This is a genomic window from Desulfovirgula thermocuniculi DSM 16036 (assembly GCF_000429345.1).
GTDB lineage: Bacteria > Bacillota > Desulfotomaculia > Desulfotomaculales > Desulfovirgulaceae > Desulfovirgula > Desulfovirgula thermocuniculi.
The window spans coordinates 1-22,110 of sequence record NZ_AUBR01000051.1; the positions used below are offsets into that span (position 1 = coordinate 1).

Sequence of the window (22,110 nt, forward strand, 5' to 3'; positions counted from 1 at the left end):
AGTGAGAGCAGCTGCCTAGGCTGTTCTTCTTCCTGAACTTTCCTTCCGTCTCCCTGGGCTGCAGGCGGAAGGTGATGGCAGCAGCAAATTGACGCTTGTTAGTGAGCTCTTAGTGCCTTTGCTTGGCGTTCCTTGAGAACCGTGCAGCGTGGAGAGCCGGAAGTAAGAAGCCATGAGGGCCAATAGGACCCTGTCCAAAAGCAAGGCAGCCTCCACCCCTGGGCAGGTGGGACGAAGGAAAGTTTGGGGCCGGCTGGTACACGGCACCCTGGGAGGCATGAGAGGGTACATCACCAGGGCGAGGTGTGGGGGTGTTAACGCGCGCGAAAAATTTGTTCCGTGAGCAACCCCAAGAGAACTTTACACCACGTACTTCCAGACATAGACGTATATGGGTATTATTATCAATCACCACCTTCTTTGAAAAATGAAAAAGGCTGATTTAAAGAGTTTTGCGGAAATTTTGGGACCTTACTGAGAGAGGCTTCCTTCTCCATGACCCCTCCCCAGCATTCTTTCCCTCTGAGACGAAAGCGTTTCCTAGACGGACTCTCCGCCTCCCATCCCTCATGCATGGTCCCTAACTTGATCTCTGCCCTCTTGGCCCCTCCTGTACGCTGAAGGGGAATGTACACCCCGTCTGCCTCAATAACTACAAGCTCAGCCTCCCTCCGGCCTTCTTTAACTTCCCCCTGCTCAAAAAAGGCCTCCCTTTCCTTCTCCTGCTCGGCTAATCTGGCCTCACCTGCTTCCTGGACCCACCGGTGTATCTCCTGGTGGCTCACAGGTACTAAAAGAAATTCCTGCATAAAAAGGGCTGCCTCTCGGTAGGACATCTTCGCAGCTAATGCCACCGCAATTTGTTGAACTAGTGGACAGAATCGCTCCTCTTTCTTGAGCCCTAAAAGCTCATCCAGAGGATAGCGGTATTCGTAGCCATCCGGTCCCTCTCTCCTGTAGCCACGTCGCTTGTAGCGAATCTCTAATCCAAACAAAGTTATCAACGAGCGTTCCTTCTTCCCAATGGACTCCCAACCCTTGAGCTCACCGCTGCATCTCGCCTTGAAACAAAGAGCGTCATCAAGCCCTACAAGCAACATGCTAAGTGCTTTTGCCAGCTTCTCACCTAAAATAAAAATGATTTCCATGACCAGGTCCTTGAATGTGAAACTTCCTTGCGGTATGATCTCCTTGAACACTTTTCTCATTGAACCTCACTCCCCTCCGTTCGTGTTGGTTTCCCACTCGGAGTGAGGTTCTTCTTTTTTTAGGCTACTCCTCCTTACCCCCGAAATAATTTTACTCGATGGGGCTTTGCAAGGGAAAATGCCGGACTGGCAGAACCCCAAAAACCCTGCAGGCTGGGGACAGAAGAGTTTGTGGAAACATTGACCAAGTGGTGGTATCCTCGCTGTTGCCTTATTTTTACAAAGCTCACCTGTTGCACTCGTGTCCACTCCAGGGAGCTACCCCGCGGGTTGGAGAAGGGTCCTCCTCTCCCTTCTTCCGGCCCGCGGGGGAGGCATAATGGCAAGCTAACTGCAACAGTCCAGGGGCATGAAAAGAGGGTTTATGCCGGCAAGGCCGCTCTGTTACGGCCCATTTTTTTCGACAAAAGGCCGTGTAAAATTTCAGTAGGCGCCAGAAGGGGACAATTCTCCTTGCCTCCGGACGGCAGGCGCGGTAAGATAGCCTTGGAGGGCAGGATCTCTCCCTCTCGGATACCACCACCTGTCGGTTCTGCGGGGAAGCTGACCCGCGGGTCTTTTTTTTCCCCGGGGCGTGGGCCAAAAAGCGTTCCCCTCCCCCTTCCGGAGTCTCGCGCGGGGCACCCGCGCGAGACCGGGAGCAAGACCCCGGCCCGCCCACTTTTCGACGAAATTCCCCCTGGCACCCCGCCCGGGATTGTGGTAAAATTGCCTCGGGCGGCCACGGACTTTCCGGGTTTTTGCTGCGATCGGGGATGCCCTTCCGGGAACCTCTCGATGGGGTTCCCGGAAGGGCTTTTTTCGGGAGTCCACGCTGGGCGAAGTGCGCGGGGCGTGCAGGTAACCCCGCGCGCCTTCCCGTTTTCGGTAACTTGTTTTTCGAACCGGTTGCTGGCGGAACCGGTCCCCCCTCCCCGCCGAGAGTTTGCTAACGGTTTGCTAACGGATTGCTAACGAACTACCTTGGACTAACCCGAAAATAACCGGACTAACTGGACTAACTTTTGCAAACGTTTTTCTATGCCACCCCGCCCGGCCCTTGATTTTCAACGGTTTTCGAAAATCTAGAAGCCCCGCTCTCGCGGGGCTTCCGGCCCTTTTGGTGGGCGCGGTAGGGATTGAACCTACGGCCTCTTGAATGTGAGTCAAGCGCTCTCCCACTGAGCTACGCGCCCGCCCTTTTTCACTTGCAGCAAAAATTATAGCACGCGCAGCGTCAAAAGGCAAGAGAAAATTTACTTGTGAGGCAGCCCCGTTGGTTCCCGGGGCTGCCTCACCAGAGTCCTAGGCCAGGGTGCACTTCATTTTGGCCATTGCCGCCACCACATCGGAGCGGCTGATAATGCCCACCAGCTTTTCCCCGTCGAAAACGGGAACCCGCTTGATTTTTTTCTGTGACAGCACGGCGGCAACCTCTTCCACAGGGGTGTCTACGGTAACGCCGACGACCTCGCGGCTCATGATGTCGGCTACCGTTTGCCCCCCTTTCATGTTCAGGAGATCCGCCGAGCTCACAACGCCCACCACCCGCCCCAGGTCGTCACAAACCGGAAGGCCGCTGAAGTGGTGCTCCGCGAGAAGCTTGGTGAGCTCGTGGATGCGCGCGCGGGCGTTGATGGTCACTACAGGGGCAGACATGATATCTTTAGCCAGCATTCTCTCCTTCCTTTCCCTTTGGATTAACCCCAAAGAGCCAGGTGACCGTATAGAAGGCGGGCAAGGCTCTTGCGGTAGGGCACCAGCCACACGGCATAACCGTACCGCCCGCTGTACCTGAAGGGAAGGCTGCCGCGGAAGAGGTACCTGCCTTCTCCCAGGTCCTGCACGGGGTCCATGACCACTTTTTCGCCGCGCAAAATTTCTCCCCTTGCCCCGGCAGGGCCGCAGTAAACCATGGCCTGCACGTCTTCGGGACGCAGGGTGCCCAGAAAAACCACTGCTTCCACCGTCAGGCTATCCCCCTCCCTTAGAGACCAAGGTTCGCCCGTTTCCACCTTCTCTATCCTCACCTGGCCCCAGTTTTCCTCCACCCACTTTTTCCAGGCGGCCAGTTCCCTGGCCTCCTTCTGCCCCCCTTCCTTTAACTTCTCATAAAAAGCTGCCGCCGGGCGGTAGAATTTCTCGTAGTATTCCAGAACCATGCGGTGGCTGTTGAATACCGGTGCAAAGGCCACGATGGCCCTTTTCATCATCTCCACCCATTCCAGGGGAAGGCCCCACGAATCGCGCCGGTAGTACAGGGGGATTATTTCCTTCTCCAGGAGGTCATAGAGTAGCCTGGCCTCCACCTCGTCCTGGTACGACTGGTCGGCGTACTCTTCCCCCCTGCCAATAGCCCAGCCGGCTTCCGGCGTCCAGGCTTCGTCCCACCACCCGTCCAGTGTACTCACATGCAGGGCACCATTGATCACCGCCTTCATGCCGCTGGTGCTGCAGGCCTCCATGGGGCGGCGGGGGTTGGCCAGCCACAGGTCCACCCCTTGCAGGATGTGCCTGGCCACATTCATGTCGTAATCCTCCAGGAAAATTACCCGCCCTTTGAATTCTTCCCGCCCAGTGAACTCCACAATTTTCTCAATGAGCTTCTTCCCTTCCTCGTCACGCCGGTGGGCCTTGCCGGCAAAGATAAACTGCACGGGGTATCGCGAGTTGCGGCAAATGGCGGCCAGCCGCTCCACATCCTGAAAGATGAGGGCCGGTCGCTTGTAAGCGGCAAAGCGCCGGGCAAAGCCAACCGTCAGGGCGGCAGGGTCCAGGACTTCGGCAGCTTCCCTCACGTCCCGCTCGCTGGCCCCGCGTTCCCGCAGGGAGGCGGCCAGCCTCTTTCTGACAAACTCGACCAGCCGGTCTTTCTGGGCCTGGTGCGCCTGCCAGATTTCCCGCGGAGGAATTTCCCTTACCCTCTCCCACGTTGCCTTCTCCTGTGGCCTTTCGCGCCAAACCTGGCCCAGGTAGCGGTCGAAAAGGCCGGCCATTTCCGGCCCGGTCCAGGTCGGCAGGTGCACGCCGTTGGTAATGGCTTCTATGGGCAGCTCTTCTTCCGGCACTTCCGGCCAGACGTCCTGCCACATCCGCCTAGCCGTGCGGGCGTGCAGGCGGCTGACAGCGTTGGCCCAGGAGGAAAGGCGCAGGGCAAGCACGGCCATGTTAAAAGGCTCGTGCTGGTTATGGGGATCTTTACGCCCCAAGGCAAAGAACTCCTGCCGGGTAAGTCCCATCTCTTGATAATAGGCGGTAAAATACTTGTCAATTAAATAGTGGGGAAAGAGGTCAATGCCGGCAGGTACAGGGGTATGGGTGGTAAAGATGTGCGCACTTGCCGCCAGCTCCCTGGCGGCGGCAAAGTCGAGCCGGTATTTCTGCATAAGCTGGCGGATGTGCTCGAGCACCAGGAAAGCGGAGTGCCCCTCGTTGAGGTGGTAGGCAACGGGTTCTATGCCCATGGCGTAGAGGGCACGTACCCCCCCTATGCCCAGAATCATTTCCTGTTGCAGGCGCCTTTCAATGTCCGCGCCGCGGTAAAGGCGGTCGGTTATGCCCCGGTCAATTTCCAGGTTTAGGGGGCTGTCCGTGTCCAGGAGGAAAAGGGAGAGGCGGCCCACGCGGGCACGCCAGATGAGTACGTGGACCTGTCGCTCGGGCATTTCCACCGCCACGGTAAGCGGCATGCCGTCCTCCCTGCGTACCTGCTCCAGGGGCAGGGAGTAAAAGTCATAGTAGGGATGGATTTCCTCCTGGCGGCCGAAAACATTGATGCGCTGCCGGAAGTAGCCGTGCCTGTACAGGAGGCTCACACCCACCAGGGGCAGCCCAAGGTCGCTGGCCGATTTCATGAGGTCGCCGGCCAGCACGCCCAGGCCGCCGGCATACATGGGCAGGGATTCGGCAATGCCAAACTCCGCCGAAAAGTAAGCTATGCACTGCCGGCAAAAGGGCAGCTCCCGCCCTTCGGAAGGGAAGGAATGCCCCTCTATGTACTCGCGGTAAGCCCTGTACACCTCTTCCAGCTTATCCACGTAAGCCTTGCTCGCGGCGGCCTCGCGCATTTTCTCGCCGCCCAGCCGGTGCAGGAAGGCCACCGGGTTGTGCTCGCATTGCTCCCACAGTTCCGGGTCCAGAAGGCGGAAGAGGTCAAAGGTTTCGTGGAAGAGCGGCCAGTAAAAGTCGGCGGCAAGCTCATATAGAGGCTCCAGTGCGGCAGGCAGCCGCGGCTTAACCGTAAAATAGCGCCAAGAAGGCATTTTTATCAACCGTTACCTCCTTTTAACACTTCCCGGTAAGCGGCCAGGGTTTTCCTGGCCACCGCCTCCCAGGTATACTCGCGGGCCACTTTTTCGCGCGCCCTCCGCTTTAGCTCACTCCTCAGGTGCGGCTGGCTGAAAAGCTGCTCCAGGCAGCGATAGAGATCCTCGTCGTCCCCCGGAGCAAACGTGAGGCCGGTCACCCCGTGCTCGACGATTTCGGCCAGGCCGCCGGCACGGGACACCACCACCGGCACCCCTGCCGACATGGCCTCCAGGGCCACTATGCCAAAGGGCTCGTAGAGGCTGGGGAAAACGGCCACCGCACTCCTGGCCAGAAGCCTGTTGCGGGCTTCTTCGGAAACAAAACCGGTGAAGGTTACCCGGTCCGCCACTCCCAGGCGCCCGGCCAGTTCTTTGAGCTCGTCCTCATAGGGCCCCGTGCCGGCAACAACCAGGGTGGACGCGGGGTATGCCTTTACGAGGCGGGCAAAGGCCCGGAGCAGCACCTGGACCCCCTTTTCCGGCACCAGCCGCCCTACGTAGAGGACCGTGCAGCTGTCTTCCCCCGCATGGTGGCTGATTTCAATGGGCTGCACGGCATTAGGGATTACCTCTATAGCCCCTGCAGGCGGCCCGAAGAGCCGGCTTACTTCCGCAGCCATGTAGCGGCTGCAGCAGATCACCTTTCGGGCGCTTTTCACCAGCTCCCCCTCAATGCGGTGGATGGTCCGCTGCAGCTCATTGTGCAGGCCGCGGTGCCGCCCGTACTCAGTGGCGTGAATGGTGGCCACCAAGGGCATGCCCAGGGCTTCCTTCAATTCCCAGGCCGCCTGGGCCACCAGCCAGTCGTGAGCGTGGAGGATGGCCCTTCGCGGGGCAAGGCGGGTCAAGATCTCCTTGCCCAGGTCGGCCATTTCCAGGTTGAACTGCAGCACCCAGTAAAGAAAACTATCTCCTCCGGGAGGATACCGCCGGGGAAGGTAGTGCACGAAAACACCTTCCCTTACCTCCCATGTAAACCTGCCTTCCGGGGAAAGGGTGAGCACGTGCACCTGCGCCCCGCACCTTGCCAGCGCTCGGGAGAGGTCGCGGACGTGCACGCCCAGGCCCCCCACGTGATGGGGAGGGTACTCCCAGGCCAGCATGCACACCAACAGCCCATCCTCCTCCCGTGGGCAAAAGGCCGCCGGGTAGCCGGGGCGGCAGTAATGCCGGTAGTCGAGAGAGGGGAAAAGGCCGTGCTTTGCTTCCAGGCGGGCCAGAAGTTCCGCGTCCGGAACACCCCGGCGGTAGCAGTCAAAAAGCCTGAAGAAGTTTTGCAGGTGCTCCCTGGCCCGCCTGGCCGCGTATTCCACCACCGTCTGGTTGGTGAGGATGAAGGCCCAGTCGCTGCTCTGGGCCAGCAGCAACTCACGCGCCGCCTGCTTAATGAGGCGCTCTTCCAGGGAGCCACCGCGGGCGCCGCCTTCGGCCATGGCCTGCATGGCCTTTTCTGCCTGGTGGAGGCCCTGGTAGAGCCAGTCGTTGGCAGGGTTAAGCCAGACCTTGTGGTAGCCCCCATCCCCCCAGCTGGAAAAGCCCGTCACTGCCTCCCGGCGGGGGGGATGGCGCTGCAGGTAGGCCCCGAGAGTGGTGAGCCGGAAGTTCTGGCCGGGACCGCAGGCCAGTTCGAGCACGTTTTCCAGCCAGTACGGTCCCTCAAACCACCAGTGGCCAAAAAGCTCGGCGTCATAAGGCGCGACCACCACCGGCGGTTCCTCCATGAGGGCGGACCAGTGGGCTATTTGACGCCGGCGGTTGGCCACGAAGTCTCGAGCGTGCTCTTTTGCCCTCCCGCAGGCCGCCTCGAAATCGTAGGGCTCCTTTTCGGCCCCTTTCCCGGTAATGCGGTAATATTTAAACCCCGTATCGCCCCGCACACCGCCCACCAGGAAAGGCTGCAGGTAATCCAGTTCCAGGTCGTAACCGATATCCCGGTAAAACTCGCGGTAATGCGGGTCTCCGGGATAGCCCGTAAGCCTGTTCCACACCTGGTGGGAGGTCTCCCAATCGCGGCCAAAAGCTGCCACCTTGCCGTTAAGCAAAACGGGTGCATAAACGGCAAAGGGGGGCTGCGGGGAGGCACCCAGAAAGCCGTGGGTGGCCAAGACCACGTACTTCACCCCCGCCGCATGGAGGAGATCTTCCAAACCCGGGGTGTACCCGCACTCCGGAAGCCAGAAGCCCTCGGGGATTTTTCCCATGACCTGCGCAAAATAGTCCAGGGCTATCTTTATCTGTGCGTACCTCGCCTCAGGGGTAATCATGAGGGGCAGGTAGCCGTGAGTGGCGCAAGTGGTAATCAGTTCCAGGTGGCCCTTTTCCTCCAGCCTCTTCAAAGGGGCCAGCAGATTCCCGCGGTATGTATCGCAATACGCCCTTTTTATTTCCACGAGGCGCTGCTGGTAGAACAGCGCCAGGTTGCGGAAAGCCGGTTCCCCCACGGTTCTCCTTTCTTCCCGGGCGGCCAGCTCCAGGAGCTTGTCCAGGTAGCGCACATAACGCTCCTGAATCAAGGGGTTAAGGAGCATGCTCATGAGCGTGGGAGAAAGGGAGAGGGTGAGCTTAAAGTCAAGGCCCCGTGCGTCCAGCTTTTCCCAGCTCATTAAAAGGGGCAGGTAGGATTCCGTGAGGGCCTCAAATAGCCACTTTTCTTCCAGCGAGATCTCTTCCCCCTCGCAGGGAATAAAGGGCAGGTGGGCGTGCAACAGAAAAGCCAGGTAACCGGCTGCCCCGCTGGGTGCCATGAAACTCACCTCTTTTCAGGACCACCTGTAGAGCTCCAGGGGAAAGTAACCCGGGGTAAGCATCTGGTGGGTTGGCTGTGGGGGCAGGAGGTGCTCTGCTGCCGGGGTGGGGCCGTTAACAGGGGTGTGGCCAAGGGAGAAGAACTTTCCCTCTGGGGACTTAAAGCCGATCTCCACGCCGTAGCCGGTGAGGGGTTCTTGGAGGTGAATGTATGAACAGCCCGTTTCCTCCAGGGGCACGACCAATTCCGTCAACGGTGAAGGCGGGTTAAGGCTCAGCCGCAACACGAGCTGGGGCTTTTCCCCACACTTTTGCAGGAAGCTGCGCAGCACCTTCAGCCTTTCAGGAGCAAAGGACCAGTACACATACAGGTTGTACGGGTCCTGGGGCAAGGCCACCAGGAGGTTGAAAAAGGATGGTCTCAAGTGTGCGGGCATGGAATACACCCCCCTGGTAAAACTAGGTACACATGACCCAAACCCTCCTCTTCCCTTCTTCTAATTTTTTTATATCATGCATTTACTTACCAGTCAATTTGTACGAGCCAAAAACCGTTACCTTTTTTAACAGCCGGCACAACGGCATAAGCGTCTTTCCGGGCGCACCACCGCAGGTCTGCTTCCCTGCCCAGGTGCAGGAGCTTCCTGCCGTGGCGGGAGTGCGTGAAGGCGGCAAAAAAATCTTCCGCATAGGCCCGGGCCAGGTGCAGCGCGGCCACCGCCAGGTCGGAAAGGCAGGAAGGGTCCTTCACGCCCATTTCGGCAATGACCACCCCCGCCGCCAGGGCATCCTCCAGCGAAAAGGAACCCCCGGAGCCGGCGCAAATCAAGACCACGTCGCCGTCCCCCTTCATGAGTTCCCCGGCGACGGCCCCGGCATTTAAAAGGGAGCCTACCAGCACGCGGCCTGCCGCTTCCGCCGCGCGGCAGATGGCCCGCGTACCGTTGGAGGTGGTAAGCACCAGCCACCTGCCTCCCACCGCCTCCGGGGAAAACTCCAGCGGGGAATTGCCGCAGGGGAAATCCTGCACCTTCAGACCGCCCCTTTCCCCCGCCAGGATGACGGGCTCTCCTTTTGCGGCCAGCCTTGCGGCCAGCTCCCGGGCCTCACCCACGGTTTCCACCGGTATCACCCCCCGGCAACCGTGGGAGAGGGCGGTGACCATAGTGCTGGTAGCCCGCAGGACGTCGAAAACCACTGCCGTCCGGCCGGCCAGATCCTGGGGTCTTATTTCCTCCGCCGTCGGTACAAGGTCGATGCGCACGGGCAGCACTTTCCCTCCCGGTGTAAAAGTCACTACCGGATTTATTATACCGCCGCCGGGGCCCCAAGAGGGTTTTGGGAGGCCGGGATGGAAAAAATAAGCGAAGGGTAATGCCTCTCGAAGGGAAGTGTGGCCGGTGCACCCGTACTGGCATAAGCGCTACAGGCACCTTTCCCGCTACCGCGAAATAGCCAACGTCCTGGCCAGGCACGGTTTCGGGTACATCCTCCACCAGCTGGGGCTGGGTGAGCTCTTAAACCTGGGACGCCGCTTGAGGGTAGGTAAGGGCGCACCGGTAGGAGAACAGCCCTCACCCGCCAGACGGCTGCGCCTCGTGCTGGAGGAGCTGGGCCCCACTTTTATCAAGCTCGGCCAGGTGCTGTCCACCCGCGCCGACCTCTTACCGCCGCCGTACATAGCGGAGCTGGAAAAATTGCAGGACCAGGTGCCCCCCTTTCCCTTTTCCCTGGTGCGGCAGTGCCTGCAGGCAGAGCTCGGCCTGCCGCCGGAGGCCGTGTTTGAAGAGTTTGAGGAGCACCCCCTGGCTGCCGCCTCCTTAGGCCAGGTTCACCGCGCCAGGTTAAAGGACGGGACGCCGGTGGTGGTGAAGGTGCAGCGGCCCGAGGCGGAAAAACTGGTGGCCACGGATATGGAGATCCTGCACGACGTGGCGCGGCTGGTGGACAGGCACAGCCCGTGGAGGGAAGTCTACCATTTTGAAGACTTCGTCGGGGAATTCGAGAAGATCCTCCGCCGGGAAATGGACTTTACCGTTGAAGGCCAAAACGCGGAAACCTTCCGCCGCCACTTTGCCGGCGATGAAACGGTTTACATACCCGCGGTTTACTGGAACTACACCACCCGCAGGGTGCTGACTATGGAATACCTCATGGGAGCAAAATTAAGCGATCCGGAGGCGCTGGACCGCATGGGCATCCGGAGGGACCTGCTGGCAAGGCGCCTGTCCAGGGCCCTCCTGCGGCAGATACTGCAGCACGGGTTTTTCCACGGGGATCCCCACCCCGGCAATCTGGCCGCCCTCGCGGGAAACCGGATAGCCTTCCTGGACTTCGGCGTGGTGGGCAGACTGAGCGAGGAGCAGAGGGAAACCATCGGCGACCTTGTTTTGGGGATCATCCGCCGCAACACCGCACAGGTGCTGGGGGCCATAGAAGACCTGGGCGTAATACCGCCCCACGTCAACAGAAACGTCTTATACCAGGACGTCGATGCCCTGCGGGAAAAATATTACGACATCCCCCTCAGCGAGATCAGCCTGGGCGAGGCCCTGCGGGATATCATGGGCGTGGCCTTCAAGCACCGCATTCGCGTGCCCACCCAGTTTACACTCCTGGTAAAGTCCCTGGTGGTGGCGGAAGGGGTGGTGGCGCAACTCGACCCGCAGCTCAGCATGGTGGAAATCGCCCGTCCCCTGGGGAGCCAGCTTTTGCTCCGGCGCATCGGCTTGCAGAAAGTCAAAAGGCTCCTTCACGAAGGCCTCACCGCATACGGCCGCCTGCTGGGCCGGCTGCCCCGCAAGGTGGACCGCCTGCTGGACCTGGCCGCCAGCGGCGGCCTGATCGTCAAAACCGTCAACCCGGAACTAGGCCAGGTGCTTTCCCAGCTCAACGCCATGGTCAACCGGCTGGTGTTGAGCATCCTGCTGGGATCCCTCATCGTGGGCTCTTCCCTCCTCCTCGGACGGGGCTACAACACCCTCTGGGGGATACCCGTCCTGGAGGGATTGCTCCTGGCAGGCGGTATTCTCAGCCTGGCGCTGATCTTCTCCATCCTGCGCTCGCGCCGCTTTTAGAAACGCATAATGAAAGCGCCCCCTTTTAGGGGCGCCTTGTGTTCTTTTTCTTGTCCGTCAGTAGGTAAAGGTGAAGGCGTCCAGGATGCGGCTGACCGGGCGCGACTGGAGCCAGGAGTTGGGCACCCAGGACTCAAAGAAGTAAAGGGCACCGTTGGTGGGATCCACGCCGCTTAAAGCCTCCAGCGCAGCCCTTTTAGCCTCCTCGCTGGCCGGCCGGTTGATCCAGCCGTTTAAAACCGGCTCGAACTGGTAAGAGCCGGTCTCGTCCACCTGGTAAATCACCCCGGGAATGGTGGACGGAAAGAGGTGGCTCTTCACGCGGTTGACCACTACCGCTCCCACCGCCACCTTGGTGAGGTAAGAGCACGAGTCGGCCTCGGCGGTAATCAGCCTGGCCAGGAGGTCAAAGTCCGCGCGGCTGTAGCTGATGGGACCGGGGTAAACCCCGCTCCTGCTGGCCGGCCACCCTGTCCCGCCCCCGGCTGCGGGAATGAGGAGCTTCTGCCCGGGGTAAAGGAGGGAGCTCGTCAGCCCGTTGGCCGCCATAATGGCCTGGTAGCTCACGCCGTAACGCAGGCCGATCAGGTAAAGCGTGTCGCCGGGCTGCACCACGTAGAGGTTACTTTGTGCGGGGATGTACAGCTGTTGTCCCGGATAGATCAGGTCGCCCTGCAGGCCGTTGGCCCGCTTGAGTTCTTCCACGGTAACCCCGTACGCGCGGCCAATGAGATAGAGGGATTCCCCGGGGCTCACGGTGTGCGTGGCCGCAACCGCAGGGCCGAAGGGCAGCAAAAAATAAGCCGCCAACGCCAGCAGCAAAATAAAAGGGCGCTTCATGCCTTACCTCCTCGGACGGCCTCCGGGGTTAGTTGCTGGGTTCGGGTGAGGAGGACACCCTACCGCGCGCCGCAGCCACCACCTCCTCCACGGCAGCAACGCGGATTCACCCCGGTTAACTGGTTGGTTTTCCCCCGTACCCTGCTTCCTGGCAGGGATTCGGCCTTTTTTCTACAATTATACAGGTTTTTCGACACTAATGCCAAGTGGTAATATATACCAAGTTGGCGGCTAATAGCGGTACTTCTGCCTTTCGCGTATCTTATCGTTAATGCGCTCGATAAGGTAGACGGTATTGAAAACATGGTGCAGCTGGATGGCCACGCTCTCCACCGGGCGATCCAGGTGCAGCAGGTGCGGCTCCACAACCAGTTCCGTGCCGTACTCGCTTTCCAACCGGCGCTTAAAAGCCTGGAGGATTTCTCCTCGGGTGCGCTCGTCTCCCACTTCCAGCCAGGGGGTGGCAGGGCCAACCTCCTTGTTTACCTTGTCCCTTATTACGCTTAAAAGCATCTCCCGGAATTGCTCAAACCTCGGTGGCTTCGGCCTCTGCAACCTCCCGCCTCCCTTTACTTCGTTTTTATCTCCAAAGCCCGCACGCCCACGGTACTGGGCTCCAGGACCAGGGTGCGGGCGTTAACGCCGTTTTCCCTAAAAGTTTCCTTCATCACCCTGGCAATGTGCTCCAGATTGCTGTCGGCAAAGGCAACAACCGTAGGCCCGGCCCCGCTCAGGCAGGCGCCGCGTGCCCCGGCCAGGCGGGCGGCGGCCAGAACTTTTTTAAGCCCCGGAACGAGGGAGGCGCGGTATGGCTGGTGGAGCCTGTCCTCCATGGCCGTGGAGAGCATGTCCAGCCTGCCCTGCTGCAGGGAAGCTACCAGCAGGGCTGCCCTGCTCAGGTTGAAGACGGCATCGGCCAGCGCCACCTGCTGGGGCAGCACCTCCCTTGCGGCGTGGGTGGCCAGGTGGAAATCCGGTATGGCTACGGCAACTTTCAGCCCCGGGGGAGGGTCAATCTTCAGGCAGCGCACCTCCCCCTCCACCACAGCCGCCACCACCACCCCGCCCATGAGGGCGGGCGCCACGTTGTCGGGGTGGCCCTCCAGTTGGTGGGCCATATTGAGAATTTCGCGAAAAGGTACCCTGTTCCCCGCCAGGATGTTGGCCGCCACCAGCCCTCCTACCACGGCGGCGGCACTGCTCCCCAACCCGCGCGCCAGGGGAATATTGTTGATGAGGCGGATACGCAGGCCCGGGGGGCCCAGGTTGACCTTCTTAAAAAGCATCCTGGCCGCCCGGTAAACCAGGTTGCTCTCGTCCCGCGCGATTTCCTGGGCGCCCTCACCAAGCACCTCGATGACCAGGCGCTTTTCGGCATAAACGCTCATCTCCACGGTATTGTAGAACTTCAGCGCCATGCCCAGGCAATCAAAGCCGGGGCCCAGGTTGGCGGTGGTGGCCGGAACCTGCACGCGGACCATGCTAATCCCCTTCCACGCGAATGCAGCTGCCGACCTGGTACACCGAGCTCAGGCGCTCCACCAGCTGCAGGGCTTCCTGCATGTTCCTTTCCCGTACCCGGTGGGTGACCATGACAATTTCTGCCCTCTCGCCGTCGGAATGCTTCTGGATCACGGAGGCCAGGCTTACCTCCTTGTCTCCGAAGGCGTAGGCTATGGAGGCCAGCACCCCTGGGCGATCGGCCACCAGCAGCCGTACGTAATATTTGCTTTCAATTTCCCCCACGGGCTTGACGGGTTTTTCGGCAAAACACGTGCAGCCCACCAGGGCCGGGGCGCCGTGGAGCACGCGCCGGGCCGCTTCCATGATGTCGCCCGTCACTGCGCTGGCCGTGGGCATCTCGCCGGCGCCGCGTCCGTAAAACATAACCTCCCCCACCGCGTCGCCCCTCACGTAAACGGCATTGTAGACGTCGTTTACGGAAGCCAGCGGGTGGTTTTTGGGAATCATGGTGGGGTGAACGCGCACCTCAACCCCCTCCGGGGTATCCTTGGCAATGCCCAGCAGCTTAATCACGTAATTAAGCTCACCGGCGTAGGCAATGTCCCTGGCGGTGATGCGGGAAATGCCTTCCACAAAAACGCTGTCCAGCGCAACGCGGGTGTTAAAGGCAATGGAGGCCAGTATGGCCAGCTTGCGCGCCGCATCCAGGCCCTCCACGTCGGCCGAAGGATCTGCCTCCGCGTACCCCCTGGCCTGGGCTTCCCGCAGGGCCTCCAGGAAGTCGGTGCCTTCAAACGTCATTTTGGTGAGGATGTAGTTAGTTGTCCCGTTAATAATGCCCATGATTTCCCGGATACGGTTTGCGGCCAGGCAGTGTTTGAGGGGGCGTATAATCGGTATGCCCCCGGCCACGCTGCCTTCAAAGAGGAGGTCCACGTTCCTGGCCATGGCCTCCTGCAGCAGTTCCCTCCCGTGGGCGGCAATGAGGTCCTTATTGGCGGTGACGACGCTCTTGCCCCGCTCCAGGGCGGCCATGACGTAATCCAGCGCGGGCCTGATTCCCCCCATAACCTCTACCACGATGGATATCTCCGGGTCCTCAAGGATGTCGCCGTAGGAGGTGGTGAGAAGGGAGGGCTCCACCGCCACGCCCCGGTCCTTGCCCGGGTCACGGACGAGGATGCGGGCAATTTCCACGGCGGCACCCACCTTTTGCGCGATGCTGTAGGCATTGGCGGTGAGGAGCCGGTAAACCCCGCGCCCCACCGTCCCCAGCCCCAGCAGCGCAACCTTAATGGTATTCGGCAAAGCTTACCCTCTCCTTCCGGAAAAGGATGAGTTGCTTTACTTGGGGATATTTTATCACCGTTCCTTTTCAGGGGGCAAACAAAAAAACCGGTTCGAGACCGGTTTAAATAATTATGCAAATTAGGCCCCCGCTGCCCTCGTTTACGATCCTCTGTATGGTTTCCCGCAGTTTAACCTGCGCGTTCTCCGGCATGCGATGCAGTTTATTTTGTATGCCCTCTCTTACCAGTTCGTGCACGGACTTGCCGAAGATCTCCGACTGCCAGATCTTCTGGGGATTGGTCTCAAACTCGGTGAGCATGTAGCGCACAAGCTCCTCGCACTGCTTCTCCGTCCCGATGATGGGGGTGATCTCAGTGGCAATGTCCGCCCGGATCATGTGGATGGAAGGGGCGCTGGCCTTCAGCCTCACGCCAAAACGGTTCCCCTGGCGTATGAGCTGCGGCTCTTCCAGGATCATTTCTTCCAGACTCGGCGTAACCACACCGTAACCGGTTTCCCGCACTTCGGACAGGGCCCGGGCCACCTTATCGTACTCGCGCTTGGCCACGGCCAGCTCCTTAACAAGGCGGAAAAGCTCCTGCTCGCCGGTAATGCTCAGCCCGGACTCTTCGCTGAGCACCCGGTAGAAGAGCTCGGGAGGCGAGCTTATCTCGATGGCCGCCACGCCGGTGCCCATGTCCATTTTGGTCAGGTTAACCGCGTGCACGAAATCGTAATCGCCCAGCCTTTCCACGGCGCCGTGCACGTCCCTGAGGCGGCGCACGTTCTGCACGGTCTCGCGCACCGCGTCCTCAATGCGCTGCCGCAGCCAGTGGTTGATGTCCAGCTCCTCCACCCAGGAGGGCAGCATGACGTTAACCTCGTTAACCGGGAACTCCATGAGCAGCGTCTCCAGGATAAAGAGGGCGTCCTGGTGGGTGAGCTGCAGGCAGTCCACGGGCAGCACGGGAACGTCGTACTTGGCAGAGAGTTCCTCCGCCAGGGCCACCGTATCGGGATCCCGCGGCCGGGCGCTGTTAAGGACGACCAGGAAGGGCCTGTTGATGGCCTTAAACTCGGCAATTACCCTTTCCTCCGCTTCCACGTAGTTTTCCCGGGGAATGTCGGTGATGCTGCCGTCGGTGGTGACCACCACGCCCATGGTGGAGTGCTCGGAAATAACTTTCCGCGTGCCGATTTCCGCCGCTTCCTGGAAGGGAATAGGTTCTTCAAACCAGGGGGTGGAAACCATGCGCGGGCCGCTTTCGTCTTCGTACCCCAGGGCTCCCTCCACGCGGTAACCCACACAGTCCACCAGGCGCATCCTCACCTTCAGGTTGGGCGAAATGGCTACCTCCACGGCCTCGCTGGGCACAAACTTCGGCTCCGTGGTCATGATGATCCTGCCGGCGCCGCTCTGCGGCAGTTCGTCCTTGGCCCTTTCCCGGTCGTAGGGGTTTTCGATATTGGGAATCATGAGCAGCTCGGCAAAGCGCTTGATAAAAGTCGACTTTCCCGTGCGCACGCCCCCGCTTACTCCCAAGTAAAGGTCCCCGCCGGTACGCTCGGCTATATCCCGGAAGATATCCAGCCTTTCCATGAGCGGCCTCCCTCCCTAAAGCTGGCACACTTTAGCAATATATATATACTTGCCCATGCAAAGAATATGACCTCATCCAGGCAGGAAAAAAGTTGCGGCGGCGGGGAGGAAACTTTTTCTTTATGTCGAAGTACCATAAAAATGTAGGAGACAATCCTGGTAAAGAAAAAAAGTTGCCGGAGGAGATGGACGATGAGCAAGCTTGCCCGGCTGGCCTACGCCGCGTGCCTGGCTTTTGCCCTCTGGGGGTTTTTGCCGGGCGCTTCCTGGGCCGACGTCACCTACACGGTTGTGCCCGGGGACACCCTCTACCGCATCAGCAGGATGTACGGGACCACCGTGAGGGCCATCCAGGAAGCCAACAACATCTGGACCCACCTCATCTACCCGGGGCAGGTGCTCGTCATCCCCGTAAACGATGCCCCCCAGGTTGATAACTCCCCCTCCCAGCAACCACCGCCCCAGGTTTCACGGGGGAGCCTGCCGGACGCACGGCTGGTGCTGGCAAAAGCCGCATCCCTGCTGGGCAGCCCGTACGCCTACGGTGGCAGCGGGCCCTACACTTTTGACTGCTCGGGATTCACCAGGTACGTTTTCGGCCAAGTGGGTATCGACCTGCCCCACAACGCCGCAGCCCAGGCCGGCCTGGGCATACCGGTGAGCATGGATCAGCTGGCGCCCGGGGATCTGGTCTTCTTCAGCTATTACGGGCGCCCGGGCATCGAGCACGTGGGCATCTATGTGGGAGACGGTCAGTTCATTCACGCTTCTTCACGGGCCGGCGTGAAGTACTCCTCCCTTTACGAACCGTACTACGCGGCCAACTACAAGGGCGCCAGGAGGATTCTGCGCTAGCGGCGCGCACTCGAAAGGCCTGCCGCATTTGCGGCAGGCCTTTTTCATCTACCCCGCTCCGGCCTCCACAGCCCGGCGGCCAGGGCCACCTCCTCCATTTCCCGGCGGCGACCCCTGGTCATCAGGTTGGCCACCGCTTCCCTCGGGGGCATTCCCTCGAAGAGCACGCGGTAAATCTGCTCCGTGATGGGCATCTCCACCCCGCACCTGGCGGCCAGCAGGCGGGCCGCGCGGGTGGTGCGCACGCCCTCCACCACCATTTGCACGCTGGCCAGCGCCTCCTCCAGCTTTTTGCCCCGGCCTATCTCAATCCCCGCGCGGCGGTTGCGGCTGTGCATGCTCGTGCAGGTGACGATGAGGTCTCCCACCCCGGCAAGCCCGGCAAAGGTAAGGGGGTTTGCCCCCAGCGCCATGCCCAGGCGGGTTATTTCCGCCAGGCCGCGGGTCATGAGGGCCGCCTTGGTGTTATCCCCGAAGCCCAGGCCCTCGGCAATACCCGTGCCGAGGGCAATGATGTTCTTTAAAGCCCCGCCCAGCTCCACACCCGCCACGTCGGGGTTGGTGTAGACGCGGAAGGCGGCGGTCATGAAGAGGTCCTGGGCCGCCTCGGCGCAGGTCATGCTGGTGCTGGCCACCACCACGGCGGTAGGTATTCCCCGCCCCACTTCCTCCGCATGGCTGGGGCCGGAGAGGACCGCATAGCGCCCGAGTTCCTCCTCCCCCGCCTCGCCAGCAAAAACCCGCGAAAGGGGCAGGAGGCTGCCTTCCTCGATGCCCTTGGCCACGTTGACTATCATGGCTCCCTTGGGAATGCAGGGCAACGCGGCCCTCAAAACCTCCCGGAAGGCATGGGAAGGGACGGCAAAGACAACCGCACAGGCGTTTTCGAGCACCGCCGGCAGGTCTACCTGTGCCCGCACGTTGGGCGGCAGGATTACCCCGGGAAGGTAGCGGCGGTTTTGCCTCTCGGCGTTAATGGTGGAGGCCAGCTCCTGCCGCCGCGCCCATACCTCCACGCGGTACCCCTTGCCGGCCAGCAGGGCGGCCAGGGCCGTGCCCCAGCTCCCGGCCCCCAGAACGGCTACTTTTTGTTCCACGCTCATTCCTTCCCCTTAGCGAATCTTAGGCTCGGTCCCCGCCAGCAGGCGGCGGATGTTGGGCACGTGCTTGTAAACGGCCACGGCGGCCGCCACAAGGGAGAAGAGCACGTAAGACCACGGCTGGCGGAGGGCCAGCATCAAGAAAGGCATGGAGGCAGCCGCCACAATTGAGCCCAGCGAAACGTACCCGGAGAGGACGACCACCGCCAGCCAGATGCCCAGCGCCAGGAGGGCCGCCACGGGCGACAGGGCCAGGAAGACGCCCAGGCTTGTGGCAATGATCTTGCCGCCCCGAAAGCCCAGGAACACGGACCAGCTGTGCCCGGCAATGGCCGCCAGGCCGCAGAGCAGGGCCAGGGCGTCGCCCCCGGTGCTTTTCCCCAGGAGCACGGGCACCAGCCCCTTGGCCACATCCAGCACCAGGGCGGTAACCCCCGCCGCCGGGCCCAGGGTGCGCCACACATTGGTGGCCCCGATGTTGCCGCTTCCGTGCAGGCGGATGTCGACCCCTTTCATCCGGCCCAGAAGGTAACCCACGGGGATGGAACCAATTAGGTAGCTGAGCACGACAAGGAAAAAGCCCATAAGCATACCCCCAGCAACTACTCCCTCTGTCGCAATATGAAACGTATAGGGGTACCCACAAAGCTATAGGCCGCCCGCAGCTGGTTTTCCAGGTAGCGGAGGTAGGAAAAGTGCATGAGGTCAGGCTCGTTGACAAAAAGGATAAAGGTGGGCGGTTTGATGCCCCCTTGGGTGGCGTAGTAAATTTTCAACCTGCGCTTCTGGTCCGCGGGAGGCGGGTTGTGCAGGGTGGCATCCCGGATGAGGCTGTTTAAGGCCGGCGTGGGTATCTTTATGGAGGACTGCTCGGCCACCACGTCCACCATTTCCAGCACCCTGGGCACGCGCTTGCCGGTGAGGGCGGAAATGAAGACCACCGGCGCATAGGTCATAAAGGAAAGGTCGCGGCGTATTTCCTGGGTATAGCGGTCGGCAGTGCGGTTATCTTTCTCCACCAAATCCCACTTGTTAACTACCAGGACGCTGGCTTTCCCCTGCTCGTGAACGTAGCCCGCTATGCGTTTGTCCTGCTCGGTTACCCCCTCCCGGGCATCCAGGAGGATGAGGGCCACGTCGCTGCGGTCGATGGCCCGCAGGGCGCGGATAACGCTATACCTCTCTACAGGCATGTTTATGCGGCTCTTGCGGCGGATGCCAGCCGTGTCCACCAGCACATAGCGGCGCCCCTGGCGGGTAAAGAAGGTGTCAACGGCATCGCGGGTAGTGCCCGGTACGTCGCTGACGATAACCCTCTCCTCTCCCAAGATGGCGTTGACCAGGGAGGATTTGCCCACGTTCGGCCTTCCGACCACGGCAATGCGCACGGCATCCCCTTCCCCGAGCACCTCCTCGCTCTCCGGAAGGAGGGAAACCAGGCGGTCCAGCAGGTCCCCCGTATTCATCCCCTGGACGGCCGAAACGGGCAGGGGGTCACCCAGGCCCAGCCGGTAAAAGTCTGCCAGCAGCTGTGCGCCCCTGGTAAAGTTTTCTACCTTGTTGGCCACCAGGATAACCGGTTTCCTGGTGCGCCGCAGGAGGGAGGCGATAGCCTCATCCGTGGGGGTCAGCCCCTCCCGCGCATCGACGAGGAATAAAATGGCGTCGGCTTCCTCAATGGCCAGCTCAACCTGCCTCCGCACCATTGAGGGAAGGCCTTCTTCCTCCGCAAAGTCTAGGCCGCCGGTATCCACGAGGGTAAAAGTGCGCCCGCCCCATTCCACGTCGCGGTAAAGGCGGTCCCTGGTAATACCGGGCTGGTCCTCTACGATGGCTACCCGGCCTCCTACCAGCCGGTTAAAAAGGGTGGATTTACCCACGTTGGGGCGCCCCACAATGGCCACTATTGGCTTGGGCAAGGTGACCATCCCCCGCTTTCAGGCAAATGTCCAGCAACTCCTTGGGACTGCCGGCCAGGACCACCGGTCGGCTCAGGCGGCGTGACAGTTCGTCTAAAGTAAGGTCGTCCAAAAGCAGGCCTTCCGGCAGGCGCACCGCCGCCCCCGGCAGGACCACCGTTTCCCCCAGCTCCCTTCCCCGCAAGGCCTCACAGATGTCCCGCCCGGTGAGCAGGCCGGCCACCGTCACCTGCTCCCCGAAGAAGCGGTTGGGCACCACGGCCAGGTCGACGCGGAGGTTTTGGACGCCGTTCAACCTCTCCACCACCCGGCCCAGCAAGCCGGCAGCCAGTTCGCCGGTCACCAGCGTAAGCGAGCGCCCTCGCTCAATCGCCCGGGGGAGGCGGCACAAGAGACCCGCCCACTCGTCCGCAAAAAGGCGCACCAGCCCCACGCCGTTTTCCGTCTGGGGAAAGTCGTCGTAACGCCACGCCGGCGGCACCTCCTCGCCAGCAAGCAGGTAGAATTCGTCGCTGGCGTAAACCACGGCTTGCCCCCACCGGCTCAGGCAGCGTTCCTGCCAGCGGTGAACTTCTTCCAGCACCAGGCGGGCTTCCCGGGGCGAAAAGGGCCGCAGGGGATAGAGCCCCTCCCGGTAGCGGGTGAGGCCCACGGGAACCACGGCCACAGAGCGCACCGCCGGCCAAAGGGATAGCAGGTCGTTCAAAGTGCGCTCCAGTTCCCCGCCGTCGTTTAGGCCCGGGCAGAGCACAATCTGGGTGTGCAGTTCGATGCCCATTCCGGCCAGCCTTTTCAACTGGTCCGTGATGCGGCCCGCCCGCCGGTGGCCGAGCATTTTCTCCCGCAGGGAAGGGTTGGTGGTATGCACGGAAACGTACAAGGGGCTCAAGCGCAAAGCGCCGATGCGCCGGAAATCGGCTTCCCGGAGGTTGGTGAGGGTAATGAAATTACCGTGCAGGAAGGAAAGGCGGTAATCGTCGTCCTTAAAGTACAAGGTGGGGCGCATGCCGGGAGGCATTTGGTCCACAAAACAAAAAAGACAGCGGTTCTGGCAACGCCGCAGCGGCTCCAGCCCCTCGCCCTCAAAGAAGAGGCCTAAATCCTCGTCGAATTCCTTCTCCAGGTCGTACACCCGCTCTTCGCCGCTTTTCTTCAACACCCGCAGGCTGATTTCCTCGTCGCAGGCAAAGAACCTGTAGTCCAGCACGTCCTGCAGGGGCTGCCCGTTAACGGCCAGCAGACGATCACCCGGCTCGATGCGCAGCAATGCGGCTATGCTACCCGGCATCACTTCCCTTACTACTAGACCCCTGGCAGGCACGAAAAACCCCTTCCCTTTCTTTACCGGCAACTTAAAACAAAACTACCTTTTAGTATAGAGCACCGCCCTTTATAGCACAAGCTCCGAGAAGGTCCTGTCCGTGTCAAGATTCAGTAGGTGCCCTCACAAGAAAATTTCCCTTATGAGACCCCATCACCCAAACGAACGCCTCGAGGAACCTGCCTTGAAACCAAACCGTAGATGGTTTAAACAAGCCACCACAGAGTCGGCCTCAGGAAATAAACACCAGCATGAGCATACCATCCGGTTACATATGCGTCAGACGTGGCCGTAGAGAGCAATCAGGCCTGCCGCCAGCTTTTTGCTCCCCCGGTGCTGGACGCCTCCAGGGCCAACGACCCCGACGTAGGGAGCGTGACGCCGGTGAGGTTCTGAATTGCCGAC

Annotated in this window: 17 protein-coding genes, 1 tRNA gene and 1 riboswitch; of the genes, 2 read left to right on the forward strand and 16 right to left on the reverse strand. The window is 60.9% G+C overall.

All coding sequences use genetic code 11. The features are described 5' to 3' along the window. Positions 1 to 404: 404 nt before the first annotated feature. From G454_RS0111415 to G454_RS0111445, 7 genes are all read right to left on the reverse strand, one after another. Entirely contained in the window at positions 405 to 1,208 is an 804-nt protein-coding gene (locus G454_RS0111415) for a UPF0236 family transposase-like protein (protein ID WP_027718735.1), read from the reverse strand. A gap of 1,100 nt (positions 1,209 to 2,308) precedes the next feature. Continuing rightward, positions 2,309 to 2,383, reverse strand: a tRNA-Val gene (locus G454_RS0111420). Between the two features lie 109 nt (positions 2,384 to 2,492). Further along, positions 2,493 to 2,864 carry a CBS domain-containing protein gene (locus G454_RS0111425; protein ID WP_027718736.1) on the reverse strand — a complete coding sequence of 124 codons (372 nt, stop codon included), beginning with the start codon at positions 2,862 to 2,864 and terminating at the stop codon, positions 2,493 to 2,495. A 23-nt stretch (positions 2,865 to 2,887) separates the two neighbouring features. Next, complete coding sequence (glgP, locus tag G454_RS0111430) at positions 2,888 to 5,449, reverse strand: alpha-glucan family phosphorylase (RefSeq protein ID WP_027718737.1); 2,562 nt, start codon at positions 5,447 to 5,449, stop codon at positions 2,888 to 2,890. A gap of 5 nt (positions 5,450 to 5,454) precedes the next feature. Continuing rightward, complete coding sequence (locus G454_RS0111435) at positions 5,455 to 8,238, reverse strand: 1,4-alpha-glucan branching protein domain-containing protein (RefSeq protein WP_035107686.1); 2,784 nt, start codon at positions 8,236 to 8,238, stop codon at positions 5,455 to 5,457. Positions 8,239 to 8,253: 15 nt separating this feature from the next. Then, positions 8,254 to 8,676, reverse strand: a complete 423-nt coding sequence (locus tag G454_RS0111440) for a DUF4912 domain-containing protein (RefSeq protein WP_027718739.1) — start codon at positions 8,674 to 8,676, stop codon at positions 8,254 to 8,256. 86 nt (positions 8,677 to 8,762) lie between these two features. Next, positions 8,763 to 9,512 (reverse strand): 2-phosphosulfolactate phosphatase, encoded by a 750-nt coding sequence (locus G454_RS0111445; RefSeq protein ID WP_051276287.1) that lies wholly within the window; start codon positions 9,510 to 9,512, stop codon positions 8,763 to 8,765. Between the two features lie 127 nt (positions 9,513 to 9,639). Between G454_RS0111445 and G454_RS0111450 the strand changes: the two genes are divergently transcribed. After that, positions 9,640 to 11,316, forward strand: a complete 1,677-nt coding sequence (locus G454_RS0111450) for an ABC1 kinase family protein (protein WP_035107687.1) — start codon at positions 9,640 to 9,642, stop codon at positions 11,314 to 11,316. A gap of 57 nt (positions 11,317 to 11,373) precedes the next feature. Here the strand turns inward: G454_RS0111450 and G454_RS0111455 are convergent, their stop codons facing one another. The 5 genes from G454_RS0111455 to spoIVA form a co-directional block, all read right to left on the reverse strand. Further along, complete coding sequence (locus tag G454_RS0111455) at positions 11,374 to 12,156, reverse strand: LysM peptidoglycan-binding domain-containing protein (protein WP_027718742.1); 783 nt, start codon at positions 12,154 to 12,156, stop codon at positions 11,374 to 11,376. Between the two features lie 2 nt (positions 12,157 to 12,158). After that, positions 12,159 to 12,331: riboswitch (cyclic di-AMP (ydaO/yuaA leader) on the reverse strand. A 56-nt stretch (positions 12,332 to 12,387) separates the two neighbouring features. Continuing rightward, on the reverse strand, positions 12,388 to 12,711 hold the full coding sequence (locus tag G454_RS0111460) for a hypothetical protein (RefSeq protein WP_027718743.1): 324 nt from the start codon (positions 12,709 to 12,711) through the stop codon (positions 12,388 to 12,390). Positions 12,712 to 12,725: 14 nt separating this feature from the next. Next, on the reverse strand, positions 12,726 to 13,637 hold the full coding sequence (thrB, locus tag G454_RS0111465; protein ID WP_027718744.1) for a homoserine kinase: 912 nt from the start codon (positions 13,635 to 13,637) through the stop codon (positions 12,726 to 12,728). Between the two features lies 1 nt (position 13,638). Continuing rightward, positions 13,639 to 14,916: a homoserine dehydrogenase gene (locus G454_RS0111470; protein ID WP_211230071.1), complete on the reverse strand. Its 1,278-nt coding sequence runs from the start codon at positions 14,914 to 14,916 to the stop codon at positions 13,639 to 13,641. A 115-nt stretch (positions 14,917 to 15,031) separates the two neighbouring features. Beyond that, positions 15,032 to 16,510, reverse strand: a complete 1,479-nt coding sequence (gene spoIVA, locus G454_RS0111475; protein WP_027718746.1) for a stage IV sporulation protein A — start codon at positions 16,508 to 16,510, stop codon at positions 15,032 to 15,034. Between the two features lie 192 nt (positions 16,511 to 16,702). On the opposite strand from spoIVA, the gene G454_RS0111480 reads away from it, so the two are divergent. Then, positions 16,703 to 17,365: a C40 family peptidase gene (locus G454_RS0111480; protein ID WP_027718747.1), complete on the forward strand. Its 663-nt coding sequence runs from the start codon at positions 16,703 to 16,705 to the stop codon at positions 17,363 to 17,365. A 44-nt stretch (positions 17,366 to 17,409) separates the two neighbouring features. Here G454_RS0111480 and G454_RS0111485 read toward each other — a convergent pair whose 3' ends face one another. Genes G454_RS0111485 through G454_RS18865 form a run of 4 tightly spaced genes read right to left on the reverse strand, consistent with a single transcriptional unit; the run spans position 17,410 to position 21,705 of the window. Beyond that, positions 17,410 to 18,468, reverse strand: a complete 1,059-nt coding sequence (locus tag G454_RS0111485) for an NAD(P)H-dependent glycerol-3-phosphate dehydrogenase (RefSeq protein WP_027718748.1) — start codon at positions 18,466 to 18,468, stop codon at positions 17,410 to 17,412. 9 nt (positions 18,469 to 18,477) lie between these two features. After that, positions 18,478 to 19,050, reverse strand: coding sequence for a glycerol-3-phosphate 1-O-acyltransferase PlsY (gene plsY, locus G454_RS0111490; protein ID WP_027718749.1), 573 nt, complete (start codon positions 19,048 to 19,050; stop codon positions 18,478 to 18,480). Between the two features lie 17 nt (positions 19,051 to 19,067). After that, on the reverse strand, positions 19,068 to 20,384 hold the full coding sequence (gene der / locus G454_RS0111495; RefSeq protein ID WP_027718750.1) for a ribosome biogenesis GTPase Der: 1,317 nt from the start codon (positions 20,382 to 20,384) through the stop codon (positions 19,068 to 19,070). Beyond that, on the reverse strand, positions 20,338 to 21,705 hold the full coding sequence (locus G454_RS18865; RefSeq protein ID WP_156896742.1) for a DUF512 domain-containing protein: 1,368 nt from the start codon (positions 21,703 to 21,705) through the stop codon (positions 20,338 to 20,340). The genes der and G454_RS18865 overlap by 47 nt, the downstream gene beginning before the upstream one ends. Positions 21,706 to 22,110 lie beyond the last annotated feature (405 nt).

Bases quoted from the DNA above. Each gene is read 5' to 3' on its own strand.
- G454_RS0111415 (WP_027718735.1), bottom strand. From the start codon at position 1,208: ATGAGAAAAGTGTTCAAGGAGATCATACCGCAAGGAAGTTTCACATTC.
- G454_RS0111425 (WP_027718736.1), bottom strand. From the start codon at position 2,864: ATGCTGGCTAAAGATATCATGTCTGCCCCTGTAGTGACCATCAACGCC.
- glgP (WP_027718737.1), bottom strand. From the start codon at position 5,449: ATGCCTTCTTGGCGCTATTTTACGGTTAAGCCGCGGCTGCCTGCCGCA.
- G454_RS0111435 (WP_035107686.1), bottom strand. From the start codon at position 8,238: ATGGCACCCAGCGGGGCAGCCGGTTACCTGGCTTTTCTGTTGCACGCC.
- G454_RS0111440 (WP_027718739.1), bottom strand. From the start codon at position 8,676: ATGCCCGCACACTTGAGACCATCCTTTTTCAACCTCCTGGTGGCCTTG.
- G454_RS0111455 (WP_027718742.1), bottom strand. From the start codon at position 12,156: ATGAAGCGCCCTTTTATTTTGCTGCTGGCGTTGGCGGCTTATTTTTTG.
- thrB (WP_027718744.1), bottom strand. From the start codon at position 13,637: ATGGTCCGCGTGCAGGTTCCGGCCACCACCGCCAACCTGGGCCCCGGC.
- spoIVA (WP_027718746.1), bottom strand. From the start codon at position 16,510: ATGGAAAGGCTGGATATCTTCCGGGATATAGCCGAGCGTACCGGCGGG.
- G454_RS0111480 (WP_027718747.1), top strand. From the start codon at position 16,703: ATGAGCAAGCTTGCCCGGCTGGCCTACGCCGCGTGCCTGGCTTTTGCC.
- G454_RS0111485 (WP_027718748.1), bottom strand. From the start codon at position 18,468: ATGAGCGTGGAACAAAAAGTAGCCGTTCTGGGGGCCGGGAGCTGGGGC.
- plsY (WP_027718749.1), bottom strand. From the start codon at position 19,050: ATGGGCTTTTTCCTTGTCGTGCTCAGCTACCTAATTGGTTCCATCCCC.